The organism is Streptomyces sp. NPDC093149 (genome assembly GCF_044754145.1).
In the GTDB taxonomy this organism is placed as follows: Bacteria; Actinomycetota; Actinomycetes; order Streptomycetales; family Streptomycetaceae; genus Streptomyces.
Genome location: NZ_JBIVON010000001.1, coordinates 589,822 through 614,942, shown reverse-complemented (window position 1 = coordinate 614,942; position 25,121 = coordinate 589,822). Strand labels below are relative to the sequence as shown.

General features: G+C 72.1%; 17 protein-coding genes. 6 read left to right on the top strand and 11 right to left on the bottom strand.

All coding sequences use genetic code 11. The annotated features are described in order from the left end of the window. Positions 1-171 precede the first annotated feature (171 nt). Positions 172-1,509, top strand: coding sequence for a PspC domain-containing protein (locus ACIQCZ_RS03010; protein WP_402279042.1), 1,338 nt, complete (start codon positions 172-174; stop codon positions 1,507-1,509). Between the two features lie 156 nt (positions 1,510-1,665). On the opposite strand, the gene ACIQCZ_RS03005 is transcribed toward ACIQCZ_RS03010, so the two are convergent. The 5 genes from ACIQCZ_RS03005 to guaA all read right to left on the bottom strand — a co-directional run bounded on the left by ACIQCZ_RS03005 (position 1,666) and on the right by guaA (position 6,886). Beyond that, positions 1,666-2,175, bottom strand: coding sequence for a DoxX family protein (locus ACIQCZ_RS03005; RefSeq protein WP_402279040.1), 510 nt, complete (start codon positions 2,173-2,175; stop codon positions 1,666-1,668). A 122-nt stretch (positions 2,176-2,297) separates the two neighbouring features. Beyond that, positions 2,298-3,566, bottom strand: coding sequence for a hypothetical protein (locus ACIQCZ_RS03000; protein WP_402280199.1), 1,269 nt, complete (start codon positions 3,564-3,566; stop codon positions 2,298-2,300). 113 nt (positions 3,567-3,679) lie between these two features. Then, positions 3,680-4,450, bottom strand: coding sequence for a class II aldolase/adducin family protein (locus ACIQCZ_RS02995; protein WP_402279038.1), 771 nt, complete (start codon positions 4,448-4,450; stop codon positions 3,680-3,682). A 118-nt stretch (positions 4,451-4,568) separates the two neighbouring features. Beyond that, complete coding sequence (locus tag ACIQCZ_RS02990) at positions 4,569-5,177, bottom strand: Uma2 family endonuclease (RefSeq protein ID WP_402279036.1); 609 nt, start codon at positions 5,175-5,177, stop codon at positions 4,569-4,571. A 113-nt stretch (positions 5,178-5,290) separates the two neighbouring features. After that, entirely contained in the window at positions 5,291-6,886 is a 1,596-nt protein-coding gene (guaA, locus tag ACIQCZ_RS02985; RefSeq protein ID WP_376475089.1) for a glutamine-hydrolyzing GMP synthase, read from the bottom strand. Positions 6,887-7,248: 362 nt separating this feature from the next. Here guaA and ACIQCZ_RS02980 point away from each other — a divergent pair, with 362 nt between their 5' ends. Together ACIQCZ_RS02980 and ACIQCZ_RS02975 are read left to right on the top strand one after the other, a co-directional pair. Then, positions 7,249-7,572: a chorismate mutase gene (locus ACIQCZ_RS02980; protein WP_351074499.1), complete on the top strand. Its 324-nt coding sequence runs from the start codon at positions 7,249-7,251 to the stop codon at positions 7,570-7,572. 676 nt (positions 7,573-8,248) lie between these two features. After that, complete coding sequence (locus ACIQCZ_RS02975) at positions 8,249-9,259, top strand: LAETG motif-containing sortase-dependent surface protein (protein ID WP_402279033.1); 1,011 nt, start codon at positions 8,249-8,251, stop codon at positions 9,257-9,259. 80 nt (positions 9,260-9,339) lie between these two features. On the opposite strand, the gene ACIQCZ_RS02970 is transcribed toward ACIQCZ_RS02975, so the two are convergent. The 5 genes from ACIQCZ_RS02970 to ACIQCZ_RS02950 form a co-directional block, all read right to left on the bottom strand. Continuing rightward, entirely contained in the window at positions 9,340-11,169 is a 1,830-nt protein-coding gene (locus ACIQCZ_RS02970) for a GMC family oxidoreductase N-terminal domain-containing protein (RefSeq protein ID WP_402279031.1), read from the bottom strand. Between the two features lie 40 nt (positions 11,170-11,209). Then, a complete protein-coding gene (locus ACIQCZ_RS02965; RefSeq protein WP_402279029.1) occupies positions 11,210-12,838 on the bottom strand; it encodes a succinic semialdehyde dehydrogenase in 1,629 nt (542 codons plus the stop codon). A 141-nt stretch (positions 12,839-12,979) separates the two neighbouring features. Then, complete coding sequence (locus ACIQCZ_RS02960; RefSeq protein WP_402279027.1) at positions 12,980-14,647, bottom strand: serine/threonine-protein kinase; 1,668 nt, start codon at positions 14,645-14,647, stop codon at positions 12,980-12,982. 131 nt (positions 14,648-14,778) lie between these two features. Next, positions 14,779-17,667 (bottom strand): protein kinase, encoded by a 2,889-nt coding sequence (locus ACIQCZ_RS02955; RefSeq protein ID WP_402279025.1) that lies wholly within the window; start codon positions 17,665-17,667, stop codon positions 14,779-14,781. 179 nt (positions 17,668-17,846) lie between these two features. Beyond that, positions 17,847-19,847: a serine/threonine-protein kinase gene (locus tag ACIQCZ_RS02950; protein WP_402279023.1), complete on the bottom strand. Its 2,001-nt coding sequence runs from the start codon at positions 19,845-19,847 to the stop codon at positions 17,847-17,849. A gap of 120 nt (positions 19,848-19,967) precedes the next feature. Between ACIQCZ_RS02950 and ACIQCZ_RS02945 the strand changes: the two genes are divergently transcribed. Continuing rightward, positions 19,968-21,140 (top strand): serine hydrolase domain-containing protein, encoded by a 1,173-nt coding sequence (locus ACIQCZ_RS02945; RefSeq protein ID WP_402279021.1) that lies wholly within the window; start codon positions 19,968-19,970, stop codon positions 21,138-21,140. Here ACIQCZ_RS02945 and ACIQCZ_RS02940 read toward each other — a convergent pair. After that, positions 21,091-22,797 carry a glycerol-3-phosphate dehydrogenase/oxidase gene (locus ACIQCZ_RS02940; RefSeq protein WP_376272270.1) on the bottom strand — a complete coding sequence of 569 codons (1,707 nt, stop codon included), beginning with the start codon at positions 22,795-22,797 and terminating at the stop codon, positions 21,091-21,093. The genes ACIQCZ_RS02945 and ACIQCZ_RS02940 overlap by 50 nt on opposite strands. 251 nt (positions 22,798-23,048) lie before the next feature. Here ACIQCZ_RS02940 and ACIQCZ_RS02935 point away from each other — a divergent pair, with 251 nt between their 5' ends. After that, on the top strand, positions 23,049-24,311 hold the full coding sequence (locus ACIQCZ_RS02935; RefSeq protein ID WP_402279019.1) for a nucleotide sugar dehydrogenase: 1,263 nt from the start codon (positions 23,049-23,051) through the stop codon (positions 24,309-24,311). A 105-nt stretch (positions 24,312-24,416) separates the two neighbouring features. Further along, positions 24,417-25,055 (top strand): hypothetical protein, encoded by a 639-nt coding sequence (locus ACIQCZ_RS02930; RefSeq protein ID WP_402279017.1) that lies wholly within the window; start codon positions 24,417-24,419, stop codon positions 25,053-25,055. Positions 25,056-25,121: the final 66 nt, after the last annotated feature.

Genomic DNA, 25,121 nt, shown 5'->3' with positions numbered 1-25,121 from the left:
GTCACATGTCCGAACGGGTGACGGCATCAGGGTCCGCCCCCGACTCGACCCTGAGAGCCCGGCCCAAAGGCGCGTGGGCGCCTGCCCCCAGGGGTCCGTGGGGGCAATATCAGGGATCGGCCAGGGTCGGCGCGGGTCCCGGACGGGCGCCCGGCCCGTCACCATGGAGCCATGACCGTTCCCCAGGACGCCTCGCCCGGCGTCGCGCCGCCCCCCGAACCGAGGCCGCAGCTGCGGCGCAGCCCGCGGCACAAGGTCGTGGCCGGGGTGTGCGGTGGGCTCGGCCGGTACTGCGACGTCGATCCGGTGATCTTCCGGATCGTGCTCGGTGTGCTGTCCGTGACCGGCGGCATCGGGCTGATCTTCTACGGCTTCGCCTGGCTGCTGATCCCGCTGGAGGGCGAGGACGAGAACGAGGCGCGCAGACTGCTGTCCGGCCGTGTCGAGGGCGCGTCGCTCATCGCGGTGCTGCTCGCGCTGATCGGCTGCGGACTGTTCCTCTCCATGCTGGGCAACGGCGGCACGCTGGCGTTCTCCGCGATGCTGTCGCTCGCGGTCGTCGGATTCGCCGTCTGGACGCAGAACCGCAGGGCGGCGGCGCCCGAGGGTCCGCTGCATCCGGCGACCGCGCAGGCGGTGGCGGACGCGCCGCCCGAGGTGAAGGCCCCGCCGTCGCCGGGCAGCCCGTCGTGGTGGCGGGACCCGATCGTCAAGGACGGCACGTCGGGGCCGGTCGGCCCCGGCTATCTGTGGGGTCCGGCCGACGTGACGCTCGACAGACGGGCGACCCGCCCGCGGGGAGCGAGTGCGGACGATCCGTTCCGCGCACCGCGGCCGGAGCCCGGCACCACGGGGCCGACCTCGATCGGCGGCCTGGTCTTCCTGTTCGCGCTGATCGCGGGCGGCCTGGGCACGGGCCTGAGCTGGGACTCCCACCCGCTGGGCACGAGTCTGCAGTTCGGTCTGGCCGGCGCGCTGGCGGTGTTCGGGCTGGGGATGCTGGTCAGCGCGTTCCTCGGCCGGACCGGTTTCGGCACGGTGATGCTGTCGATGATCACGGCGGCCCTGCTGGCGGGCGCGTCCGCGCTGCCGAAGGACATCACCACCCAGTGGGTGCGCGAGGGCTGGCGCCCCGCCTCGGTGGCCGCGGTCCGACCGCACTACGAACTGGGCTCGGGGGTGGCGCGGCTGGACCTCACCGAGATCGACGTCCCCCGGGGCGACACCGTCGTGACGCGGGTGCGGGTCGCGGCGGGCCGCGCGGTCGTCGTCGTACCGAGGGCGGTGACGGTGAAGGTGGACGCGCGGGCGGGCCTGGGCGACATCACGCTGCCGGTCAGCCGGCCGAGCGGCGCGCCGACGGGCCCGCGGGTCGATGTGAACGTCGATCCGTCGCAGCAGGAACACAGGACGCTTCCGCCGCCCCCGGGCAGCGAACCGGCCGGCACGGTCGCGCTCACTCTCGAAGTCGGCATCGGACAGGTGGAGGTCACCCGTGCTGCGTCATGAGATCCGTCCCGGACGGGCGGTGGCGGGCCTCGCCATGCTCGCCCTGGCAGCGGGATACGCGGCGGACGCGGCGGGGGCCTGGGACGCCCCGTGGCGCTTCTTCTTCCCGTTGTTCTTCGGCGGCCTCTGGCTGGCCGCCACCACGACCTGGGTGAACTACCGGATCCGTCGCCGTCGTGACGCGCGCAGGGCATCCACGGAGAACGCCGCGGCCCCGCCGAGCAGCAGCGGCAGCCAGGCCATGAGGTAGGCCAGGTCGTTGCCGTAGTAGTACGGCTTGACCTGCCAGCTCACCGTCAGCCAGAGGCTCAACGAGATCAGCGCCCCGCCGAGTGCCGCGAGCCGCGCCCACAGACCGAGGAGGGTGGCGATGCCGACGAGGAGTTCACCGATGGCGATGGCGTACCCGAAGCCGCCGGGGCTCTTCAGAGCGAGGTCGACGAGGGCCGGGATCGCGGACGAGTCGCGTACCGCGTGCATGGTCTCGCCGATGGATCCGGCGCCGCTCGCGCGGAAGAAGGAACTGTCCGTCAGTTTGTCGAGCCCGGCGTAGACGAAGGTGACACCGAGGAAGATCCGCAGCGGCAGCAGGGCGTGCTCCCGCGCCAGTTCCCTGAGCCCCCTCTGCTCGCCCAGACCGCGTACGTTGGCGCCGTATCCCTGCATGTGGCTGTCCCGCCTTCCGTAGACCCGTCACCAGACCATACGTACGCGGTGCGGGTGCCGCCCACCCGGTGGGGCGGCCGGTCGGCCGGTCTCCGTCACCCGGCGGGGCCTTCCCCCGGCCGTCAGTCCGTCACTTCGATCTCGACGCGGTTCGTCTCCACTCCGGCAGCGGTCACGACCTGCACCTCCACCAGCCCCGGTTCCACCTCCACCGGTACCGGCACGGTGAGCACTCCGTCCGTCGGGTTGGCGAAGCCGCCGGTGACCGGGATCAGCGGCACATGCACATGGACCCGGCCGATCCGGACGACCATGCGGGCCAGCCGGTCCGGCGTCCCGGCACCGGGCGGCACGAAGCCCGCGCCCCGGATCTCGATGTCGTCGCCGGTACGGATCGGAGCGTCCAGATCCCCGGCCTCCCGGGCCCGGACCACCGAGAGCACCACCGGGCGCCCGCCCTCCGCGTACTTCCCGGCGAAGTACGCGACCGCCGAGACGGTGACCAGCAGCGCGAGCCCCCAGGGCAGGTCGGGCAGCTGCTCGGGCCTGCGGGTCAGGCGGACCGCGGCGAACAGTACGGCGACGGTGCTCACCAGCACGTACTGCACATCCGTGAAGCTGCCCCGCCCGGAGTCGTCGGTGAGCAGATCGGCGGCGCGCGGCCGGTCGGCGCGCAGCTTCTGCAGCCGCCCCGACAGAGCGCGTACGGTCACCACCCGGCGTACGACCACGGCGACGGCGCACACCAGTGCCAGCACGGTCACCACCCCGGCGCCCCGGGCCAGATCCAGCCCCTCGATCAGTTCGTCACGCTCGGCGTGGCCGGAGGCGCCCGCCAGCTGGAGGGCCAGCACGAGTACGGAGAAGACCGCGAGCAGCACCCAGGACGCGGCGACCGCCCGGGAGGTGGAGAGCCGGTTGTCCTCGCCGATCACCGGGGCGAGGAGGCCGCCGCGGGCCCGGTGGACATGGGCGGCACCGGTCAGCAGGCCCGCGGTGACGATTCCGGCGACCAGTCCCGCCGTACGGGCGTTGGTCCAGCCCGCACCGATGGCGGTGGCGGATTCGGCGACGACCAGGACGACGAGGCTCCCCCACACCGCGATCAGGGTGCGCCGCCATACCCGGTACAGCCAGGCGTCACCCGCTTCCCGCCCCCGTTCGGCGACGGTCCTGGCCGACTGGGTCAGCTCGTCGGAGACCCACTGGCGGGTCGCGGAGGCGGACTGGGCGACCCCGGCCGGCAGCCCCTGCCCGGCGGCGAATTCGTCACGCTTGGTCAGGAAGGCGGCCACCGCGCGCCGGTGGCCCTCGCGCGCCCCGTGCGGGCAGTCGCCGCACGTGCAGCCGCCGCCGTGCGTGCTGCTCGCCCTCGCCTCGTCCAACGCCACGGAGAACGCCGCCCTTTCCTTTCCCGGTACAGCCAACTCAGCTGTTAATGCTGCGAATTGTGCCGTACGGGAGGGCTCCGGGCCGCATCGGGGCGGCCCGACGGCGCGGATCGTCAGAATGTGCGACTGATCCGGCGCCACAGAGGCTGGTAGTTGATCCAGGCCACCAGATCGCTGCCGAGCTGCTCACGGGTGGCGACCGCGTCCCGGTGCTCGATCAGCACCGGCTTTCCGGCCGCCCGCGCCGCCAGCTGCACCTGGCAGGAACGCTCCAGCGCGATGAACCACCAGGCGGCCGCGTCCACCGAGTCGCCGACGGTCAGCAGTCCGTGATTGCGCAGCACGATCGCCTTGTGCCCGCCGAGCGCGGCGGCGATCCGGCGCCCCTCCTCCTCGTCGACGACGACCCCGGTGTACGCGTCGTACAGCACGTGGTCCTCGTAGAAGGCGCAGGATTCCTGGGTGATGGGCTCGACGAGCTCGCCGAGCGCGGACAGGGCCCGGCCGTGCAGGGAGTGGGTGTGCGCGACCGCGACGACGTCCGGGCGCGCCCGGTGCACCTGCGCGTGGACGGCGAACGCCGCCTGGTTGACATGGCGCCGCCCCTCGACGACCTGCCCCTCCCCGTTGACCAGGATCAGTTCGTCCGGCACGAGCCCGTCGAAGGGCATCCCGAAGGGGTTGACCCAGAAGCAGCTGGTGAACTCCGGGTCCCGCGCGGTGATGTGCCCGGAGACCCCGTCCTCGTACCCGTACTCCCCGAACAGCCTGAGCGCCCCGACCAGCCGTTCCTTGCGGTACGCGCGCTCCTCCTCCACGGACTCGTGGACGGGCGGCATCGCGAAGTGGAGCTGGTCCAGGGGTATGGGCGTGGGCTCGGGCATGGCGACTCCTCGGGGCTCCCAGGGCGTACGGGATCGGAAGTTACCGCCGGTTGCCGCAAGTGGCCAGGGGTGCGAGGGCGGATGCCTGCGCGGAACCGCCCCCCGGGGAACGCGCCGCCTACCTGCCGCGGCTGTAGATCTGGGTGAGATCCGCTTCGATCAGGAACGGGACGTCCAGCTTGAGCTTGTTGTGGTAGATGCCCGTCGGGGTGTACGCCTGCCGAGCCGGGTCGAGTTCGTACACGTACACGATCGGCAGACCGTCGGCGTCCGCTTCCACCCGCCAGAAGTGAACGACTCCGGCGGCGGCATACTTGCGCGGTTTGACGTCGCGGTCACGGTCCTGCGAGTCGGGTGACACCACTTCCACGGCCAGGACGACGTCCTCGGGCTCGTACCAGGTCTGGTCGGCTCCGGTGTCCGCCTCCGCCCGGTAGACCACCATGTCGGGCTCCAGGCGATTCCGCTTGTCGATCCTGATGGTCATGTCACGGTCGACATCGAGATCCTGCGGCAGATGCGCGAGCAAAGCCTGCTCCAGCAACCACATCGTGCGGGTGTGGAATTTCCGCTGCGGGCTCATGAAGACGAGACTCCCGTCGATCAGCTCCGTGTGGGGCGGGAGGCCCGGAATCCGGTCGAGGTCGTCCGCTGTCCATCCGCCCTCGGGCGGGACGGGCCACCGGTACCGCTGCTTCTCAAGCCTGGGCTCGGGTGCGGCACTCATGATTGCTCCCATGGGGCAGAGTCTCGTCTCCTCAGCCAGCGTACCCAGCTGATACGACGATGCCGCCGCCCAAACGAATGAGCGACGGCATCAGCGTTGACCCTGCAAAAGGGTCACTCCCACTCGATGGTGCCCGGCGGCTTGCTCGTCACGTCGAGCACGACGCGGTTGACGTCGGCGACCTCGTTGGTGATGCGGGTGGAGATCCTGGCGAGGGTCTCGTACGGCAGTCGCGACCAGTCGGCCGTCATGGCGTCCTCGGAGGAGACCGGACGCAGCACGATCGGGTGGCCGTAGGTGCGGCCGTCGCCCTGGACGCCGACCGAGCGGACATCGGCGAGCAGGACCACCGGGCACTGCCAGATGTCGCGGTCCAGACCGGCAGCGGTCAGCTCCTCGCGGGCGATGGCGTCGGCCTCGCGGAGCAGGTCGAGCCGCTCCTTGGTGACCTCGCCGACGATACGGATGCCGAGGCCGGGGCCGGGGAACGGCTGGCGCTGGACGATCTCGTCGGGCAGACCGAGCTCCTGGCCGACCATCCGGACCTCGTCCTTGAACAGCTGGCGCAGCGGCTCGACGAGCTGGAACTCGATGTCGTCGGGGAGACCGCCGACGTTGTGGTGGGACTTGATGTTGGCGGTGCCGGTGCCGCCGCCGGACTCGACGACGTCGGGGTAGAGCGTGCCCTGGACGAGGAAGGCGACCTCCTCGCCGTCGGCGGCGCCCTCGGCCACGAGCTCGGCCTGGGCCTGCTCGAAGACGCGGATGAACTCCCGGCCGATGATCTTCCGCTTCTGCTCGGGCTCGGAGACCCCGGCCAGCGCGTTCAGGAACCGCTCCTCGGCGTCGACGACCTTCAGCTGGACGCCGGTGGAGGCCACGAAGTCCTTCTCGACCTGCTCGCTCTCGCCCTTGCGCATCAGACCGTGGTCGACGTAGACGCAGGTCAGCTGGGAGCCGATGGCTTTCTGCACGAGGGCGGCGGCGACCGCGGAGTCCACACCGCCGGACAGTCCGCAGATCGCGCGTTTGGTGCCGACCTGCTCACGGATCAGCGCGATCTGCTCCTCGACCACATTGGTCGTGGTCCAGGTCGGCTCGATGCCGGCGCCGCGGTAGAGGAAGTGCTCCAGGACCTGCTGTCCGTGCGTGGAGTGCAGGACCTCGGGGTGGTACTGGACGCCGTAGAGCTTCTTCTCGTCGTTCTCGAAGGCGGCGACCGGCACGACGTCCGTGGACGCGGTGACCGTGAAGCCCTCGGGGGCGGCGGAGCAGGCGTCGCCGTGCGACATCCAGACCGACTGCTCGGTGGGGGTGCCCTCGAAGAGCGTGGAGCCGGACTTGGAGACGGTGAGCGGGGTACGGCCGTACTCACGGGCACCGTTGTCGTCGACGGTGCCGCCGAGCGTGGTGGCCATCAGCTGGAAGCCGTAGCACATGCCGAAGACCGGGACACCGGCCTCGAAGATCGCCCGGTCCAGGGAGGGCGCGCCCTCCGCGTACACCGAGGAGGGGCCGCCGGACAGGATGATCGCCCGGGGGTTCTTGGCCAGCATCTCGGCCACCGGCATCGTGGACGGGACGATCTCGCTGTAGACCCGGGCCTCACGGACGCGTCGGGCGATGAGCTGGGCGTACTGCGCCCCGAAATCGACAACGAGGACCACGTCGGTGGCGATGTCGGGGGCGGCGGGGGGTGCTGCTGGCACGGGGCGGCCTTCCGGCGGTGAAGGGGGGTCGGTTTTGTCGATTCTACCGGGGTTGCGAAGGCGGGCGTCGTCACGTCCGGACGGGAGTGCGGGAAGCGCGGGCAGCGGGCCCGGGGCCCGCGGGTGTCTCAGCATCCGGGCCCCGTGTTGGTCCGCGTGCGCGGCGGGGCCATACTGAAGACATGCGTCAGCACACGACCTTCGTCTTTACCTATGGCATCCGGCCCGCCGGCTGCCATGGTCGTGCTGCTTGATCCACTGACAAGCAACGTTCCAGGCGCCCCGGGCCGAAAGGCCCGGGGCGTTCTGTCGTTCCGGACCGGTCGGTTTCGGGGGCCGCATCCCACGAGGAGTCCACCGTCATGACCAGCACCGCCCCCGCGAAGTCCGCCGCCGCCCCCGCCAAGACCGCCGCCGAGAAGACCGGCGCGCACACCGAGGAGGCCGCCGCGCTGATCGACGGCGCGAGGTCCCGCATCGACGCGCTCGACGACCGGATCATCGGGCTCGTCCAGGAGCGGATGGCCGTCTCGGCGGTCATCCAGGAGGCGCGGATCACCTCCGGCGGCCGACGGATCAATCTCTCCCGCGAGATGGAGATCCTCGGCCAGTACCGGGACGCGCTCGGGAAGCCCGGCACCTCGCTCGCCATGACGCTGCTGGAGCTCTGCCGCGGACGGGCCTGAACGCCCCACGGCCCGGGTGTGCGGGCGTATCCCAGTTCGGGCCGACTCTCACCCGTACGGCGCGTGACCGGGTCAGGCGCGGCTTCGTTGGTCCCGGTGTCCGTGCCAGCCAGGGGCGGCTTTGGAAGGAACCACGCGTGGCTCCGCTGGAGCGTGTGGCGTACTGCAGGGTACGCCGTGGGACCGCGCCCCAGCGTGCGTGACCGGTCGGCAGGGGACAGCAGCCCGGTCACCCCAAGAACGGTCGGCTCCGGGGACGCCCGGGGCCGACCGTATCCGGGTGGAACGGCCTGCGTGGGGACAGCCGTCCGGCCCGACGCCGACGCCGCACCCCGGTACCGATGCGCGCAGGGCCCCGGTGGACCGATTCCCGGTCCACCGGGGCCCTTGCTCATGCCGTCTCCCGTACCCCCCGCGCACCTCTGGCACCACGGGCCGCTTCCGTCCGGCCGCCTCTCGCGCCGTGCACGAGTCGTGCGTGGCGCACCGCGGCCGGCCGGCCCGCGGAGAGAGGCGTGAGCGGTGTCACATAAATGTTCTGTGAGTATCCGGACAACCATTGCGCCGGACCGCGGGTCAACCATGCGGAACCACCGGCCCCGCCTGTGAACCTCACGGCTGGCCCGTCCCGACATCCGTACCGCTCACCGCGGTACGCCGGACTCCTGAGGTCATCATGAAGCTTCGCCGCACACTGGCACTCGCCGCCGCCACGGCCGTCATCGCACCGGCCGCGGTCCTGGCCGCCCCGGCCGCGTTCGCCGGCACGACGGACGTGACCACCGCCGCCGAGAGCGCCACACCCACGCCGAGCGGCTCCGAGTCCCCGGAGACCGACGCGGACCCGTCGGCCTCCGAGTCCGCCACCGCGCCCGCCGAGGAGTCCCGCGGGAGCGGCCCGAGCGAGGCGGCCGAGACCACCGAAAGCACCTCTCCGGCCCCGGACCTGGTCGCCGACGCGTCCCCGAGCGCGTCCGCGTCCACGTCCCCGTCGCAGTCCCCGTCCGAGTCCGAGGATCCCGAGCCGACGGAGTGCGCCAAGTCCGACCTGGACATCTCCATCAACGGTCTGCCCGGCAGGATCGCCCGGGGCAGCGGCTGGCACACGTTCAAGATGAACGTCTACAACGCGTCGAAGTCCACCGTGAAGGAGATCGACTACTTCGCGGGCGCCTCCTCCGACAAGAACGGCGACGACCTCTTCAAGTCCAGGCACGTCAGTCTCCAGGCCCTCGACACGGACACCGGCACGTGGGAGGAGCTCAGCGAGGACGGCCGCGCCGTCGGCTACGTCGGCCAGTCCGACGAGATCCGCGCGGGCTACGAGGTCGACATCCCGCTGCGCATCAATGTGAAGGCGAGCGCCCCCGTCGGTGCCGGCTTCACCCTCGGTGCCGGCCTCTACGTGGGCGACAAGGACTGCGCGGGCGTCAGCGACGTCGCGTACAGGTTCAGAATCGTGAACTCCGGCGAAAGCGGTTCGAAGCCGCAGACCGGTGGCAGCGCTCCGGTGCCGTCCACCAAGCCGGCCGACAACCCGACGGGCCAGGTCTCCGGCAGCCTGGCGGAGACCGGTTCGTCCTCCGCGGTGCCGGTGTTCGCCGCCGCGGGCGGTGCGGCCGTAGTGCTCGGCGCGGGCGCGATGTTCATCGTGCGGCGCCGCAGGAACGGTGACGCGGCCGTGTAAGAGGCTTCGTCACCGTCGGTGTGGGGCTGCACTCGGAGGGGGGTGCAGCCCCTTTCCGCTGTCCCGGTCCGCCGTCGGCGCTACGGCTTCTCCTTCGGCGGGACGGCCGGCAGCCCGAGGAACGGCAGCCTCAGTGCGCCGAAGGCCTCCTTCGGCACCGCCGGCGCCTTCGGCTCGACGGCGGCCAGTCGTTCGTAGGCCTCGCCCTGTGCCGGGCGCGGGTCCGCCTCGCCCTTGTTGGGCCAGAAGGACATGGCGCGCTCGGCCTGAGCGGTGATGGTGAGCGACGGGTTGACGCCGAGGTTCGCGGAGACCGCCGAACCGTCCACCACCGAGATGCCGGGATGTCCGTAGAGCCGGTGGTACGGGTCGATGACCCCTTCCTCGGCGCTCGCGCCGATGGGGCAGCCGCCGAGGAAGTGCGCGGTGAGCGGAGTGCCCATCAGCTCACCGATGTTCGAACCGGCGAAGCCGTTGATCTCCTCGGCGAGCAGCGTGGCGCTGCGCGTCGCCTCCTCGATCTGTGTGGGGTTGGGCGCGCCGTGCCCCTGCCGGGCGGTGAGGAGGCCCTTTCCGATGCCGCCGGATCTGCGGTACGTCGTCAGGGAGTTGTCCAGCGACTGCATGACGAGCCCGATGATGGTCCGCTCCGACCAGCGACGGTTGGAGAGCGAGCGCACGGCGAGCGTCGGGTGCCTGGCCATGTTTCCGAGCCAGCCCAGCACCCGGCGCCCGCCGTACGGCACCTGGAGGACGGACAGCGCGCCCATGGCGTTGGAGCCCTTGCCGTAGCGGACCGGCTCGATGTGGGTGTTGGCGTCGGGGTGGATCGAGGAGGTGATCGCGACGCCCCGGGTGAAGTCGGCCTTCGCGGTGCCGTGCTTCTTGCGGTAGCGCCGGTCGCTGGTCTGCGAGCCGACGAGCGCCTCGGAGTTGGTACGGGTCAGCTCGCCGAGCCGGGCCGAGAGCCGGGGCAGCAGACCACGGTCCTTCATGGTGTGCAGCAGGGTCTGCGTTCCGTACGTGCCCGCCGCGACCACCACCTGGCGGGCGCGCAGCCGGGTGGGCTTCGCCTTCCTGCGACGGTCGGTGGGGACGGCGGTGACGCGGTAGCCGCCCTCCGGATGATCCGTGATCGCGACGACGGAGGTCATCGGGTGGATGACGGCTCCGGCCTTCTCGGCGAGGTGGAGGTAGTTCTCGTTGAGGGTGTTCTTCGCGCCGTGGCGGCAGCCCGTCATGCATTCGCCGCACTCGGTGCAGGCCTTGCGGGCGGGGCCCGCGCCGCCGAAGTACGGGTCGGCGACCGTGCCGCCGGGCTTCGCCCTCGCCGTGCCGTCGGCGTCCTCGCCGTCGCCGAAGAAGACGCCGACCGGGGCGGGATGGAAGGTGTCGCCGACGCCCATGGCCTGCGCGGCCGCCTTCAGGTGGACGTCGGAGGGGGTCGTCGTCGGGTTGAGCCGGACCCCGAGCATCCGCGTGGCCTGGTCGTAATACGGCTTCAGCTCGTCCTGCCAGTCGGTGATGGACGCCCACTGCCGGTCCTCGAAGAACGGCGCGGGGGGTACGTAGAGCGTGTTGGCGTAGTTGAGCGAACCACCGCCGACCCCAGCACCGGCCAGCACCATCACCTTGCCGAGCAGATGCACGCGCTGGATGCCGTAGAGACCGAGGGCCGGGGCCCACAGGTAGTTCTTGAGGTCCCAGGAGTTCTTGGGGAGGGTCCCGGGGGTGAAGCGGCGGCCCGCCTCCAGCACCCCGACCCGGTAGCCCTTCTCGGTCAGCCGCAGGGCCGAAACCGCACCGCCGAAGCCCGAGCCGACGACCAGCACGTCGTAGTCGTACGCGGCGTCGTCGTCGGCCGGTTCGGGGGAGACCGACCGATTCCGGGCAGGGCTGTCCTGGGGCATGGCTCTCCTCGGTATGAAAAGGACAGAAGGTGCTGCGGTGTCAGCGCAGGCGGAACGCCTTCATCGCCTTCAGGCTGCGGGTCATGAACGCCGCGTACTTCTCGTCGTCCATGCCGAAGACCGGGGCGAGCGGAATCAGCCGCTGCTGGGCGACGGTCTGCGCCTCGGTGTACTTGAGGATGCCCTCGGAGCCGTGCCGTCGGCCGAGACCGGAGTCCTTCATGCCGCCCATCGGGGACTGCACGCTGCCGTACGCCGGGGCGTACCCCTCGTTGATGTTGACCGTGCCGGTCCGCAGCCGGGCGGCGACCTGGTGGCCCCGCTTGGAGTTCCTGGTCCAGACGCTCGAATTCAGCCCGTACGGGGTGGCGTTGGCGAGGGCGACGACCTCGTCGTCGTCGGTGAAGCGGTAGATCGAGACGACCGGGCCGAAGGTCTCCTCGTTGCAGACGGCCATCGGCGCCTCGACGCCGTCGAGGATGGTCGGCTCGTAGAAGAGCGGGCCGATGTCGGGGCGGGCGACGCCGCCCGCGACGAGCGTGGCGCCCTTCTCGACGGCCTCCGCGACATGCCGGGTGACCGTCTCCAGCTGACGCTCGCCGACCAGGGAGCCCATGTCGGCCCCGTAGGCGAGGGAGTTGCCGAGCCGCATGGCCTTCGTACGGGCGGCGAAGCGGGCCACGAAGTCGTCGGCGACCGACTCGTGGACGTACAGCCGCTCGATGGAGATGCAGAGCTGGCCCGCGGAGGAGAAGCAGGCGCGGACGGCGCCCGCGACGGCCTTCTCCACGTCGGCGTCCTCCAGGACCAGCATGGCGTTCTTGCCGCCGAGCTCCAGCGACACTCCGACGAGCCGGGTCGCCGCACCCTGCGCGACCTCGCGACCGGTGCGGGTGGAACCCGTGAACGAGACGTAGTCGGCGTGCTTGACGACCTCGGGGCCGATGACCGGCCCGTCACCGAGGACCACCTGGAACACCTCGGCGGGCAGTCCGGCCTCGATCAGCAGGTCCCGGGCCCACAGCGCGGTCAGCGCCGTCTCGGTGTCGGGCTTCATCACGACGGCGTTGCCGGAGACGAACGCGGGCAGCGCGTCACCGACGGAGAGCTCCAAGGGGTAGTTCCACGGCGCGATCTGGCCGACCACGCCGCGCGGCTGACGCAGCTCGGTGACCTTCGTGAGCGTCGGCACGACTCCGGTGTGCCGCTTGGGCTTCAGGTACGAGGCGGCCGCCCGCCCGTAGTGGCGGGCCACGACGGCGACGGCCTGCACCTCCTCGTGGGCGTGCAGCCGGGCCTTGCCGGTCTCCAGCTGGATGAGGTCGAGCACCTCGGCCTGGCGACCGAGCACGAGGTCGTGGAAACGGAGCAGGACGGCCGCCCTGGCACGGACGGGGGTCGCGGCCCAGGCTGCCTGGGCGGCACGGGCCCGCTCGAAGGCCGTCGCCACGTCCTCGGGGGTGGACTCGGGCAGATCGGCCAGCTTCTCCCCGGTGAAGGGGGTGTGGTTGGCCGTGCGGCCGGAGCCGACGACGCCACGGGTCAGCTGGGCGATCACCTCGGGCGTCACCACGTCGGCGGCGGTGCGCACGCCCGCGGGGGCGGCGGCCACGGGGTTGGTGCCGACCGGGGCGGAGGAGGTGGACGTGGAGGCCTGCGAGTCCGTCATGAGGGCGAGAGTACGGCCAGCCGCACACTTTGGGTACCCGTGAGTAACGGGTTTTCACACTCCCCACAAACAAGCCAGTGATCACTGGCAACAAAGCCCCTGATCAGGACCCCTGTGGCCGTCGGCACGATCCGGCGGGGCTCATTCGGCGCCGTCGGGCGCCTGCCATCCACGCAGTATCGTGTCGAACTGTTCCCGCGTGGTGTCCCAGTCCGCCGCCGGCCCCGTCATGTACATCGCATACTCCGGGCCGCCGTCCTCCCCGAAGTACATCTGGTCGATCGCGTGACGCGGGCCCGGATGGTTCTTGGTCTCGGTCCAGGTGAACTCCCAGAGCGAGCCCGGCCGGTCGCGGTACGTGTTGGAGTGCAGCGTCTTGCGCTCGTACCCGGGCAGCCGCTCGGACAGCTGCTTCTCCAGGTTCAGCGTGTGCATGTACGCGTTCTCGAAGTCGGGCGCCGGGTCGATGCTGATCCGGATGTAGTGCACGCCGTTGTCCGGCGTGTAGTCGACCTGGTTGCCGTCCGCCCGGCGCACCCAGCCGTCGGGCACGATCAGGCTGAACCCTTCGGGGTCGTTCACCCGCTTCCAGCCGTCGGGCACGCCGTTCTTCGAGGTACGGGGCTTCGGCGCACGCGAAGTGCCGGGCTCGGAGGGGGTGACGGCCGCATGGGTACCCGTGACGCCTTTTCCGGCCGGGCTCTCCGCACGGTCCCCGTACTTCATCGCGGCGAGCCCCGCGCCGCCGCCCACCAGCGCGGCGGCGGCGATGACCAGGACCGCCGTGCGCCACCGGCCGCGGCCGCGCCGGGTCGCCGGGGACGGCGCCGGGTCGGCGGTGGAACCGGTCGCCGGACGGGGCAGCTGGGCCGTGCCCGCCGCACCCGCCCCGGACGCGGCGTCCGTGTCCAGCGTGCGCAGCACCTCGTCGGGGACGCGCTGCGTCGGTACGTACGCCTGCGCGGCCCGCGGTTCGCGGCCCTCCATCGCCTCCAGCAGCATCCGTTCCGCCTCCGCCGCCGACGGCCGGTCGTCGGGTTCCTTGCGGAGCAGCGCGGTGATCACGGGGGTGAGCGGGCCCGCCTTCCGGGCCGGCGGCGGTTCCTCGGTGACGACGGCCTGCATGGTGGAGATCGGGGACGTGCGGCGAAACGGCGAGCGTCCCTCGACCGCGGTGTAGAGCGTGGCGCCGAGGGACCACAGGTCGGACGCGGGGCCGGGATCGCCGCCGCGCACCCGTTCGGGCGCCAGATAGTCGATGGAGCCGACCAGTTCACCGGTCCTGGTGATGGTCGAGTCGCCCTCTATCGCCGCGATCCCGAAGTCGGTGAGCAGCACCTGGCCGTCCCTGGCCAGAAGGACGTTGCCGGGCTTCACGTCCCGGTGCAGGACCCCCGCGCCGTGTGCCGCGCGCAGCGCGCCCAGCACATGGAGGCCGATCCTGGCGGCCTCGCGCGGCTCGATCTCGCCGGACTCCTTGGCCTCGTCGGCGAGCGACGGACCGTCGACGTACTGCATGACGATCCAGGGCCGGTTGTCGTACTCGATCACGTCGTGGACCGTGACCACACCCGGGTGCGTGATCCGGGCCGCCGCGCGGGCCTCCTTCTGCGTGCGTGCGTGCAGCACGATCCGGTCGGCCTCGGCGACGTACAGCCCGGCGGTCAGCTCCTTGACCGCGACCGTGCGGTGCAGCACCTCGTCATGGGCCCGCCAGACCTTGCCCATGCCGCCGCGCCCGAGAACTTCACCGAGCCGGTACCTTCCGGCCAGCAACAGTCCCGCCTCTGTGCCCTGTGATCGATCCACGTATCCCCGCCCCGTTCCCTCGGAGGCCAGATTACGGAGGGGGACCGGGGCCACGGAACCTCGCCTCCCCCAAGAGACCGCACTGTGATGCTTGTCGCTCCGGCGTCGTCCGGCCGTGGCGCCGGGGTGTTTCAGTGCGTCACACGGTAGGAGGCGATGGCTTGTTCGTAGATGTCCGAAACCTTGTCGCGCCGGTTCTCCGGGCCGATGACCTGGAGAATGTGGTAGCGGCCGCCGACGATCATCGCGAGGTTACGGGCGTACACCTCGCGCCCGGAGGCGTCCTGCCAGGTGAACTGGCCCTCGGCCATGGCCTGTCGGCCGACGTCGATCCGGCGCAGCCCGCTCGACCCCGACCAGCTGGAGTCACGGAAGGGCTGCAACTCCAGTTCCTTGTCGGCCTGGTAGACGAGGGGGTCGTCACCGTCGGCCTTGACGGTGTCGCGTCCGGGGACGATCAGCAGGCTGAAGCCATCGCTGCCGTAACGGATCTGACGGTCCGCGTTGGCGGGGGTGCGCCGCCAGCTCTTGGGCGCCGCGACCTCGAACCCCTCCGGGTCCTTGCGCAGGGTGTAGCCCGGAGCGAGCGCGACGGCGGAGCGGCTGGTCTGCGGCTGCTGGGCACCGGGGGGCTGCGTGGACGACTGCCCGCCGGTCCCGCCGTCGCCCGGCTCCGGTGAGCCGGACGCCGACGACGCGGGGCCCGTGGAGCGGGCGCCGGAGTCGCCGTCCGTCTTGGGCATGAACAGCATGGCGTACGCGATGGCCGCGACCAGGGCCAGCAGGATCAGCACGAGCAGCAGCCGCCCCAGCCGTCGCGGCGCCCGTCCCTCGCCCTGCCGGGGGCCGGGCGGCGGGGTGCGCAGCGCCTTGGGACCCTTGGGCTCGCGCGGCGCTCTGGGTGCTCTCTCCGGTCCGGGCCTGTCGCGCCGGTCGGTCTTCTCCTTGGTGTGGCGGTGGCGGCCGTGGGCCGAGCCCTGGCCGAAGCGACCGCGGCGCCTGCGGACCAGCTCGCCCCGGCGGCGCACGATGGGAAGCCGGGCGCTGTCGACGGACGGCAGCGGTACGACGTCCAGACCGGCCTCGGGCTCGGGCGCCGACCGCACGAGGGAACGCAGCCAGCCGCTCAGCTCCTCGAAGTCCGGCCGCTCGGTGGGGTCCTGGCGCAGCAGCGACTCGACGACGGGGCGCAGCGGACCGCACTCCTCGGCGAAGGCGGGCGGCTCCCCGCACACCATCTGGACCAGTTCCGCCGCGTTCTCCTCGGGGTACGGGGCGTGGCCCTGGACGGCACGGTAGAGGAGCGCGCCCAGTGCCCAGAGGTCGGTGGCGGGGCCGATCGGCGGCGCCAGCTGCCAGTTCTCGTGAACGGGGCCCGCCTGCTCGGGCGCCCAGCGCTCGGTGACCGCGCCGACGACGGCGATCCGGGTCTGCCGGGCCCGCTCGGCGGCAAGGGTGGTGGCGGGGCCGCGATAGGCGGGGCCCTGGCTCCCGCCCGCGACGACGTCGTCCCAGTGGCCCGGCTGCTGCCGCTGTGGCGACGGGTGCGCCGGCAGCGCCGGAGAGTCACCGTGGCGCCGGGCGTCGGCACGCAGGGCGTCCTCGCCCGAGCCTCCGGCGGGGACGGGGCGCCCGGAGCCGGGGCCGTCGCTCCAGGTGCCGGTGAGATGCAGCCGTCGGCCGGGCGCCGGGCCGTCGTCCCCGTGGCCGTCGTCGTCCTCGTCGTCGTACGGGTCTTCCTCGTACGGGTCGTCCCCGTGCGGAGCCTTGCGGTACGGGTCCTCGGCGTACGGGCCGTCCCCGTGCGGAGCCTTGCGGTACGGGTCCTCGGCGGCCGGGTCGTCATCAGCCCGGTTCCAGGAGCCGGTCGGCTGCGGGCGGCTGTCCGGGGCGGACGGTCCCGTGTCCGGCCGCGCGGTGCGCTGCACCGGGAGGCTGCCGGTGTCCTCCGCCTCGCCCGCCCCGGTCCGGCGCTGGTCCTCGCCGACCCGGGCCGCGGCGCGGGCGCCCGCGCGGTAGGCGGCGATGGCTCCGGCGCGCTCGGCCCGCGACCGCGCGGCACCCTCCGTTCCGGGGGCGGGCGCGGGCGCGAACGCGGACGCGGGCGCGGGCGCGGGCAGGGCGGGATTCACCGGCCGCCGCACGGCCTCCAGTTCGCCGGGCCCACTGCCCTGCGCACCGCCGTGAAGGTCGTCGCCGGACCGGTCGCCGGGGTACGCGTCATCGGCGTGCGCCTCGTCGTCGCCGTACGGGTCGCCGGGGGTGCGGCCCGTCCCGATCGCCGCCGGGCCGCGCGAGGCCGGCACCTCGGCCGGGGGGACGGGCGGGGGCGACGGGGGCAGCGGGGGCAGTGGGGGCGGTGCGTACGGCCCGGCCGGGCCCGTCCCGACCGCCGGGCGGCCGAAGGCGATCTCGTCCCCGTCGTCGGGCTGCGGCGTCGGCACGTACCCGCAGAGCGCCTCCTCCGCCGCACCGGCCGCCAGCCCGGTCAGCACGACGCGGCCGTCGTCGCAGACCAGCACCGTGCGGACGGTGATGTTCCGGTGGGTCCAGCCATGGGCGTGCAGCACCCGCAGCGCCGTCAGCACGTCGGAGCCGATCTCGGCGGCCCGGAAGGGGTCGAGGGGACGCTCCGCGAGCAGGGCGGCGAGCGGCCGGGCCATGACGAATTCGCTCACGATCCAGAGCGAGCCGGCCTCGGCGAACACGTCGAAGACCTGGTCGAGCCGGGGATGGTCGGGGACCTGGGCCGCCGCCTGCGCCGCCTCGATGGCGCGCCGGACCGCCGGGTCCGTGGACCGTCGCACCGCGTGCCCCGTGACCCGCCGGGCCGCCGGCACCGGGCCGTCGGCGTCGAGCACCTCGGCGTCCACCACTTCGGGCAACGGCACCTGCCGGATCAGGACTTCCTGTCCGCTGTAGGTGTCGAACGCCCGGGTCTCGACCAGTTCGTACTCATCGGACGGAGGCAGCGGAAGGCGGTAGCGGTCGGCAAGCACCCGACCCGCGTAGTCGTCCACGACGCCTCCCCAGAGCGCGCTGTCCCCCGGTCACGGAACCCGCACGAATCCGTCAATTGCGCTCACTCACCGTGCAATTGACCCGCCGTTCCGGCTGCGTACGGTCTTCAGGTCTCACGATACGTGGCAAGTGCCGGACGCGCGCCGGGGTCGGTGCATCCCGGCCTTTTCACCACCGATCAGTCGGTGGGCTCGAACGTGTCGAACGCGGTCCTGCGCAGCGTCCGGCACTCCTTGCCGTCCCACTCGCTCGACCTGCAGCTGATCATGATCGCGTAGCCGTGGGAGCCGTCGACCTTGAAGCCCCTGTTCAGCACCCGGACCCGCTGACCCTGCTGGGTGCGCTCGAACTGCCAGTCGGCGACGGTCGGGTAGCCGTTGTACTGGACCTTCTTCACGCCGAGGTGGCGGTAGCCGTTGCTGCTGGCCGCGACACCGCCCTTCGCGGCGTTCCAGGCCGCGGCGGCGTCGTCGCCGGGCGAATCGGTGTAGTCGACCTGGACGCGAGGGAAGCCCCCGTCGGCGTTGAAGATACCGCCGGAGTTCTGCCCCGACGTGTGGTCGAGCCGGAAGTCCTCGGGCATCGCGATGGTGAAGTGGAACTGCTTGTTCGTGACGGTTCCGTATCCGGCGGGCAGCGCGTCGCCCTTGGCGCCCGGGTCGTCCTTGGAGCCGTCCGACCCCTTGCCCGAATCGTCGCCCTTGCCCTTGCCCTTGCCCTGGTCCTGGTCCTTGCCCTGGCTCTGATCGCCGCCCTGGTCCTGGGCCTTGCCGCTGCCGCTGTCCGTTTCCGTGGCGCTGCCCTTCGGCGAGGCCCCGGCCGAGGTGGACTTGTCGTCCTTGCCACCGGCGCCGCCCTGGTTGTCCTTGTCGCCTCCGCCGAGCGTGAGCGCGAGGACCGTGCCGATCACGGCGAGCACGATCACGGCCGCGATGATCGCCAGGGTGCGGCGCGGCACGACGTCCGTGAGGGACGCGCGGGGCGGGGTGGCGGGCGACGCGGTGCGGCGCGGCGGCGGTACGGCGGCGGAGGCCGCGGCCGGCCTCGCCGGGGTCGAGGGCCGGGCAGGCTTCGAAGAGCCCGTCGAGGGAGCGGCCGACGGAGGCGTCGAGGGCGGGGTCGGCGCGGCGGCCGGGGCCGCGGCGCCGGCCGGCGCCGCCTTCGCGCTGCGCACGGAGCGCAGCGCGCCGCGCAGCCGGTCCCGTGCGCCCTCGCCCTGCTCGCCGGAGTTCGGGGCCGTCTTGGCGGCGGACCCGGAGGCCTGTCCGGGCAGCGTCATGATCTGGGTGGCGTCGGCGGGCGCGGGCACCACCGGGTCCGGCTTCGCGGGAGCGTGGATCACACCGTCGAGCAGGGCACGCGCGCCCGCCTCGTCGAGCCGCTGATCGGGGTCCTTGGCGAGCAGGCCGTAGATGACCTCCTCCAGCGGACCGGCGTTCTTCGGCGGATCGAGCGGTTCGGTCATCACGGCGGTCAGGGTGGCGATGGCCGACCCCTTGTCATAGGGCGGGGAGCCTTCGACGCTGGCGTAGAGCAGTCCGCCGAGCGACCACAGGTCGGCGGGCGGTCCCGGCTTGTGCCCCCGGGCGCGCTCCGGCGAGATGTACGACGGCGCGCCGACGAGCATGCCCGTCGAGGTGACCGACGGGTCGCCCTCGACCTGGGCGATGCCGAAGTCGGTCAGCACGACCCGGCCGTCCTCGGCGATCAGTACGTTGGACGGTTTCACGTCGCGGTGCAGGATGCCCTCGCGGTGCGCCGAGCGCAGCACGTCGAGGATGGCGAGGCCGACCTCGGCGGCGCGCCTGGGTGTCAGCACCCCGTCCTCGCGGATGGCCTCGGCGAGGGACTTGCCCTCGATGAGTTCCATCACGATCCACGGCCGGTCGTCCTCGTCGACCACGTCGAAGACCGTCACGGCGCCGTTGTTGCGGATCCGGGCGATCGCCTTCGCCTCGCGCAGCGTGCGCGTGATGAGACGGCGCTTCTCGTCCTCGTCGATGGCCGAGGGGAACCGCAGCTCCTTGACCGCGACCGTGCGGCCCAGCGTCTCGTCGACGGCACGCCAGACCGTGCCCATACCGCCCCGGCCGAGCACCTCCCCGAGCCGGTAACGCCCCGCAAGGAGACGTCCGTCCTTGTCCCGTTGGGGCTCCCGTGCCTGCTCCGCCTCCGACATGCGTCCCCTCTGCGATCAACCCGCCCTGGCAGAGCGTTCATTGTCCCTCACCCCGGGACCGGTCATGGTGCCGGGTCCGCGGGCCCGTCATGATGTGGCCGGAGAAAGGGATTCCCTGCCATGCCGACACTCAGGGCGCTGCTTGCCGCCCCGTTGCTGCTGGCGCTGTTCGGCCTCGGAACAGCGACCCTGCCCAGCGAACCACATCTCACGCCCGCGGCCTCCTACCTTCCCCGGCTCGTCGCCGTGGGCGGCGCCCCCACGGCGGCGCTGCTGGCCGACCGCGCCTCCACCGCACCGTACGGCACCTACCGCTCGACGGGCCCCGGTATCCACAGGGCGGACCGGTTCCGGGCCGGCAGCATCACCAAGACCTTCGTCGCCACCGTCGTGCTCCAACTCGTCCGGGAGGGACGACTTCGGCTGTCGGATCCCGTCGAACGTCTGCTGCCGGGGTTGATCCACGGCAACGGCAACGACGGCCGCCGGATCAGCCTGCGCGCCCTGCTCGGCCACACCAGCGGCCTCTACGACTACACCGCCGACGCCTCCGCCCACCCCGTCTCCGCCGCCGCGACGGTCCGTCTCGCCCTCACCCACCGCCCGACGAACGCGCCGGGCCGCTACGCCTACTCCAACACCAATTACGTCGTGCTCGGACTCGTCGTACGGCGCGTCACCGGACACGACTACGCCACCGAGATCCGCCGCCGCATCATCACCCCCCTCCGCCTCACCGGCACTTCCCTCCCCGGCGCCCGCACCGCGCTGCCCGCCCCGCACGGCCGCGGCTTCACCCGGGACCCGGCCGACGGCAGCCTCCACGACGTCACCGCCCTCGACCCGCGCACGGCGGGCGCGGCCGGGGAGCTGGTCTCCACGCTCACCGACCTGAACCGCTTCTACGCGGCCCTGCTGGGCGGACGCCTCCTCGCACCCGCCCAGCTGGCGACGCTGCTGAACACCGGTGCCACGCACGGCGTCTACGGTCTGGGCATCTATCCGCAGAAGCTCTCCTGCGGCACCACCGTCTGGGGTCACAACGGCCGCATAGCGGGCAGTTACGTCCGTGCCGCCGCCACGCGCGACGGCCGCCACACCCTCACGTTCCGCGTCGACACGGACACCCTGAACGACGCGAGGACACTTGAACCGGCACTGCTCGAAGCGGAGTTCTGCGGTCGTACTCCCCGCGCCCGAGCCCCGGCCCCCACGAGTCCGGCAGGGCCCGGACGCGCGGGTCCTACAGCGGCACGATGTCCGGAGCCCCGAGCCGCGCCGCGTCCGCCGTGAGGTCGTCCGGCTGGCGCTGCGACTCCCGCTCCGCCTGCACCCGCTTCTCGTAGTGCTCGACCTCCCGGTCCATCTGTCCGTCGTCCCAGCCCAGCACCGGCGCCATCAGCTTCGCGCAGAGCCGGGCACTGAGCGTGCCCCGGTCGAAGGTCTCGATGGAGATCCGGGTCCGGCGGGTCAGCACGTCGTCGAGGTGGCGGGCCCCCTCGTGCGAGGCGGCGTAGACGATCTCGGCCTTCAGATAGTCGTCCGCCGACGGCAGCGGCTCGCCCAGCGTCGGATCGCCGACGATCAGATCGAGGAGCTCCTCGGTCATGGAGCCGTAGCGGTTGAGCAGATGCTCCACCCGGGCGACATGGAGCCCCGTCCGGGCCGCGATCCTCGCGCGGGCGTTCCACAGCGCCCGGTACCCTTCCGCCCCCAGCAGCGGAATGTCCTCGGTGACGCACTCCGCCACGCGCTGGTCGAGACCGTGCACCGCCTCGTCCACGGCGTCCTTCGCCATCACCCGGTAGGTCGTGTACTTCCCGCCCGCCACGACCACGAGGCCCGGCAGCGGATGCGCCACCGTGTGCTCGCGCGAGAGCTTGCTGGTCGCGTCCGACTCGCCGGCCAGCAGCGGCCGCAGGCCGGCGTAGACGCCCTGGACGTCGTCCCTGGTCAACGGCGTGGCCAGGACCGAGTTGACGTGTTCGAGCAGATAGTCGATATCGGCACTGGACGCCGCCGGATGCGCCTTGTCCAGGTCCCAGTCGGTGTCCGTCGTCCCGACGATCCAGTGCCGTCCCCACGGGATGACGAAGAGGACGGACTTCTCGGTGCGCAGGATCAGGCCGGTCGACGAGTGGATGCGATCCTTCGGGACGACGAGGTGGATGCCCTTGGACGCCCGGACGTGGAACAGTCCGCGCTCCCCGATCAGCGCCTGGGTGTCATCCGTCCAGACCCCGGTCGCGTTGACCACCTGTTTGGCCCTGACCTCGTACTCCCCGCCCGCCTCGACGTCCTCCACCCGGGCACCGACGACCCGCTCGCCCTCCCGGAGGAAGCCGATGACCCGCGCCCGGTTCGCCACATGCGCGCCGTATCCGGCGGCGGTGCGCACCAGGGTCGCCACGTAGCGGGCGTCGTCCATCTGCGCGTCGTAGTACTGCAAGGCCCCGACCAGGGCGTCCTTCCGAAGCGCCGGGGCGACCCGCAGGGCGCGGCGGCGGGAGAGATGCCGGTGGACGGGCAGGCCGCGGCCGTGCCCCGACGACACCGACATCGCGTCGTAGAGCGCCACACCGGAGCCGGCGTAGAGCCGCTCCCAGCCCTTGTGCTGCAGCGGATAGAGGAACGGCACGGGCTTCACCAGGTGCGGGGCCAGCCGCTCCAGCAGCAGCCCGCGCTCCTTCAGGGCCTCCCGGACGAGCGCGAAGTCGAGCATCTCCAGATACCGCAGCCCGCCGTGGATCAGCTTGCTCGATCTGCTCGATGTGCCCGAGGCCCAGTCGCGCGCCTCGACCAGACCGGTCGAGAGCCCTCTCGTCGCCGCGTCCAGCGCCGTACCGGCGCCGACCACGCCCGCCCCCACGACCAGCACGTCCAGTTCGCGCTCGGCCATCGCGGCGAGCGCCTCGGCGCGCTCCGCGGGTCCCAGTGTCGCTGTCCTCACCGCTGCCTCCCGGGGTAGATCGGGGTGGTCCGGCACGGGACGCGACCCGACCGAGCGGTCGGACGCCCCGCGCCCACCCCTCGATTCTGTCCGGCGTCCACGACTTCGGCCACTGCCTGTGGACAACACCAGGACGACAGGAGCCCGACAATGCGACATATAGGTCATATTTACGCCTAGTCTGACATTGCGCTGTCCCCAGCGGTTGCGCTTTCCGCTCTCTCGGTCCAAGGGAAGGACGGCCCATCCACATGCCCGCAGACCTCGCTGTCATCGGACTCGGCCACCTCGGCCTGCCCCTCGCCCAAGCCGCTGTCGCCGCCGGTGTCCAGACCGTCGGCTACGACACCGATCCGCGCGCCTACGCGGAGCTCTCCGCGGGCCACACCCCCGTCGAGGGATCGCTCACCGCCTCGGACGTCCGCCGGATGCTCTCGGGGGGCTTCCGGCCCACCACCGACCCGGCCGAACTGGGCCGGGTCCGTACCGCGGTGATCTGCGCGCCCACCCCGCTCGGCGCCGACCGCACCCTCGACCTCACCGCCGTCGGCGAGGCGACCCGCGCGCTCGCCGCCCGGCTGCGCCCGCACACCACCGTCCTGCTGGAATCGGCCGTCCAGCCCGGCACCACCGAGAGCTACGTGCTGCCCCTGCTCGAAGAGGGCTCGGGGCTGCGTGCCGGCCGCGACTTCCACCTCGCCTACTCCCCCAGCCGCCTCGACCCCGGCAACAGGACCCACGTCTACGCCAACACCCCCAAGGTCATCGGCGGCCTCACCCCTGCCTGCACCGAGTCCGCCGCCGCCTTCTACGGCCGCCTCACCGACAAGGTCGTCCGGGCCCGCGGCCCGCGCGAGGCCGAGATGACGAAGGTCCTGGAAACCAACTTCCGGCACGTCAACATCGCTCTGGTCAACGAGATGGCGGTGCTCTGCCACGACCTCGGCGTCGACCTGTGGGACGTCATCAGGTGCGCCGAGACCAAGCCCTTCGGCTTCCAGCCGTTCCGTCCGGGCCCCGGCGTCGGCGGTCACGGCGTCCCCGTCGACCCGGGCTACCTCCCGTACCACAGCCGCACCCCCGGACACCCCCTGCGGATGGTCTCGCTCGCCCAGGAGATCAACGACCGGATGCCGCAGTACGTGATCCAGCGCTGCGCGACCCTCCTGAACGAACACGGCAAGTCCGTACGCGGTGCCCGGGTGCTGCTCCTCGGTGTCACCTACAAGCCCGACCTCGCGGACCAGGAGGCCTCCCCCGCCCGGGAGGTCGCGACCCGGCTGATGGACATGGGCGCCCAGATCGGTTACCACGACCCGCACGTCCTGGACTGGCGGGTACGTGAACTTCCGGTTCCGCGCGCCGACTCGCTGTACGAGGCGGCATCGAGCGCCGATCTCACGGTGCTGCTCCAGCACCACCGTACGTACGATCTCCAGGGCCTCGCGGTGAAGGCCCAGCTCCTCCTGGACACCCGGGGAGCGACCCCGGCAGGGGCCGCACACCGGCTGTAGGGACGGCGTTCCCGGGGATTTCGGTGGGCGATGTCACAGGCGGCTGCTAGCCTGCGGCGTCACTTCTCGCACAGTCGTGCGCGTCCGTCCCAGGGGGATACCACCATGAGCCAGCCCGTGCCGCCGCCGAACCAGCCGCAGCAGCCGTACAACGCCCAGCCCGGCGGCGGCAACCCGTTCGCGGGCCAGCAGCCCGGTGCCCCCACCGGCAACCCGTACGCCGGCCAGCAGCCCGGCGCCCCCACCGGCAACCCGTTCGCGGGTCAGCAGCCCGGCCCGTACGGCCAGCCCGGTCAGCCCGGCGCCGCGTTCGGCGCAGCGCCGTTCCCCCCGTCGGCCCCGGCCCGCGACAACCTGGGGCTCGGCCTGCTGACGGCGGTGGTCACGGCGCTCGTGGCGGCCTTCCTGTACGGCGTCATCGCGGGCGCGATCGAGCGCGAGGTCGGCTACATCGCCATCGGCGTCGGGTTCCTCGTCGGCTTCGCGGCGAGCAAGGTCGGCGGACAGAACCCGGTGCTGCCCGTGGTCAGCGCCGTTCTGTCGGTGGGCGCCGTCTACCTCGGCCAGCTCGTGGGCATCTCGATCATCTTCTCCGACCTGGCCCACCAGTCCGCCTCCAGCCTCTTCTTCGACCACTTCGACGTCCTGACGAAGGCGTGGAGCGAGGCGGCGGACTTCAAGTCCTACCTCTTCCTGCTGCTCGGTGCCGTAGCCGCGTTCGGTGGCGCCAAGAAGGCCGCGTAACGCCTGCCCGGACACGGCAGGAGGCCCGGACCGCGTCTGCGGTCCGGGCCTCCTGCGTACTGCCGG

What these genes read in the sequence shown, in the direction of transcription:
- ACIQCZ_RS02975 (WP_402279033.1), top strand. Translation starts at nt 8,249, where the DNA reads ATGAAGCTTCGCCGCACACTGGCACTCGCCGCCGCCACGGCCGTCATC.
- ACIQCZ_RS02970 (WP_402279031.1), bottom strand. Translation starts at nt 11,169, where the DNA reads ATGCCCCAGGACAGCCCTGCCCGGAATCGGTCGGTCTCCCCCGAACCG.
- ACIQCZ_RS02930 (WP_402279017.1), top strand. Translation starts at nt 24,417, where the DNA reads ATGAGCCAGCCCGTGCCGCCGCCGAACCAGCCGCAGCAGCCGTACAAC.
- ACIQCZ_RS02945 (WP_402279021.1), top strand. Translation starts at nt 19,968, where the DNA reads ATGCCGACACTCAGGGCGCTGCTTGCCGCCCCGTTGCTGCTGGCGCTG.
- ACIQCZ_RS02965 (WP_402279029.1), bottom strand. Translation starts at nt 12,838, where the DNA reads ATGACGGACTCGCAGGCCTCCACGTCCACCTCCTCCGCCCCGGTCGGC.
- ACIQCZ_RS02995 (WP_402279038.1), bottom strand. Translation starts at nt 4,450, where the DNA reads ATGCCCGAGCCCACGCCCATACCCCTGGACCAGCTCCACTTCGCGATG.
- ACIQCZ_RS03005 (WP_402279040.1), bottom strand. Translation starts at nt 2,175, where the DNA reads ATGCAGGGATACGGCGCCAACGTACGCGGTCTGGGCGAGCAGAGGGGG.
- ACIQCZ_RS02950 (WP_402279023.1), bottom strand. Translation starts at nt 19,847, where the DNA reads ATGTCGGAGGCGGAGCAGGCACGGGAGCCCCAACGGGACAAGGACGGA.
- ACIQCZ_RS02935 (WP_402279019.1), top strand. Translation starts at nt 23,049, where the DNA reads ATGCCCGCAGACCTCGCTGTCATCGGACTCGGCCACCTCGGCCTGCCC.
- ACIQCZ_RS02990 (WP_402279036.1), bottom strand. Translation starts at nt 5,177, where the DNA reads ATGAGTGCCGCACCCGAGCCCAGGCTTGAGAAGCAGCGGTACCGGTGG.
- ACIQCZ_RS03010 (WP_402279042.1), top strand. Translation starts at nt 172, where the DNA reads ATGACCGTTCCCCAGGACGCCTCGCCCGGCGTCGCGCCGCCCCCCGAA.
- ACIQCZ_RS02980 (WP_351074499.1), top strand. Translation starts at nt 7,249, where the DNA reads ATGACCAGCACCGCCCCCGCGAAGTCCGCCGCCGCCCCCGCCAAGACC.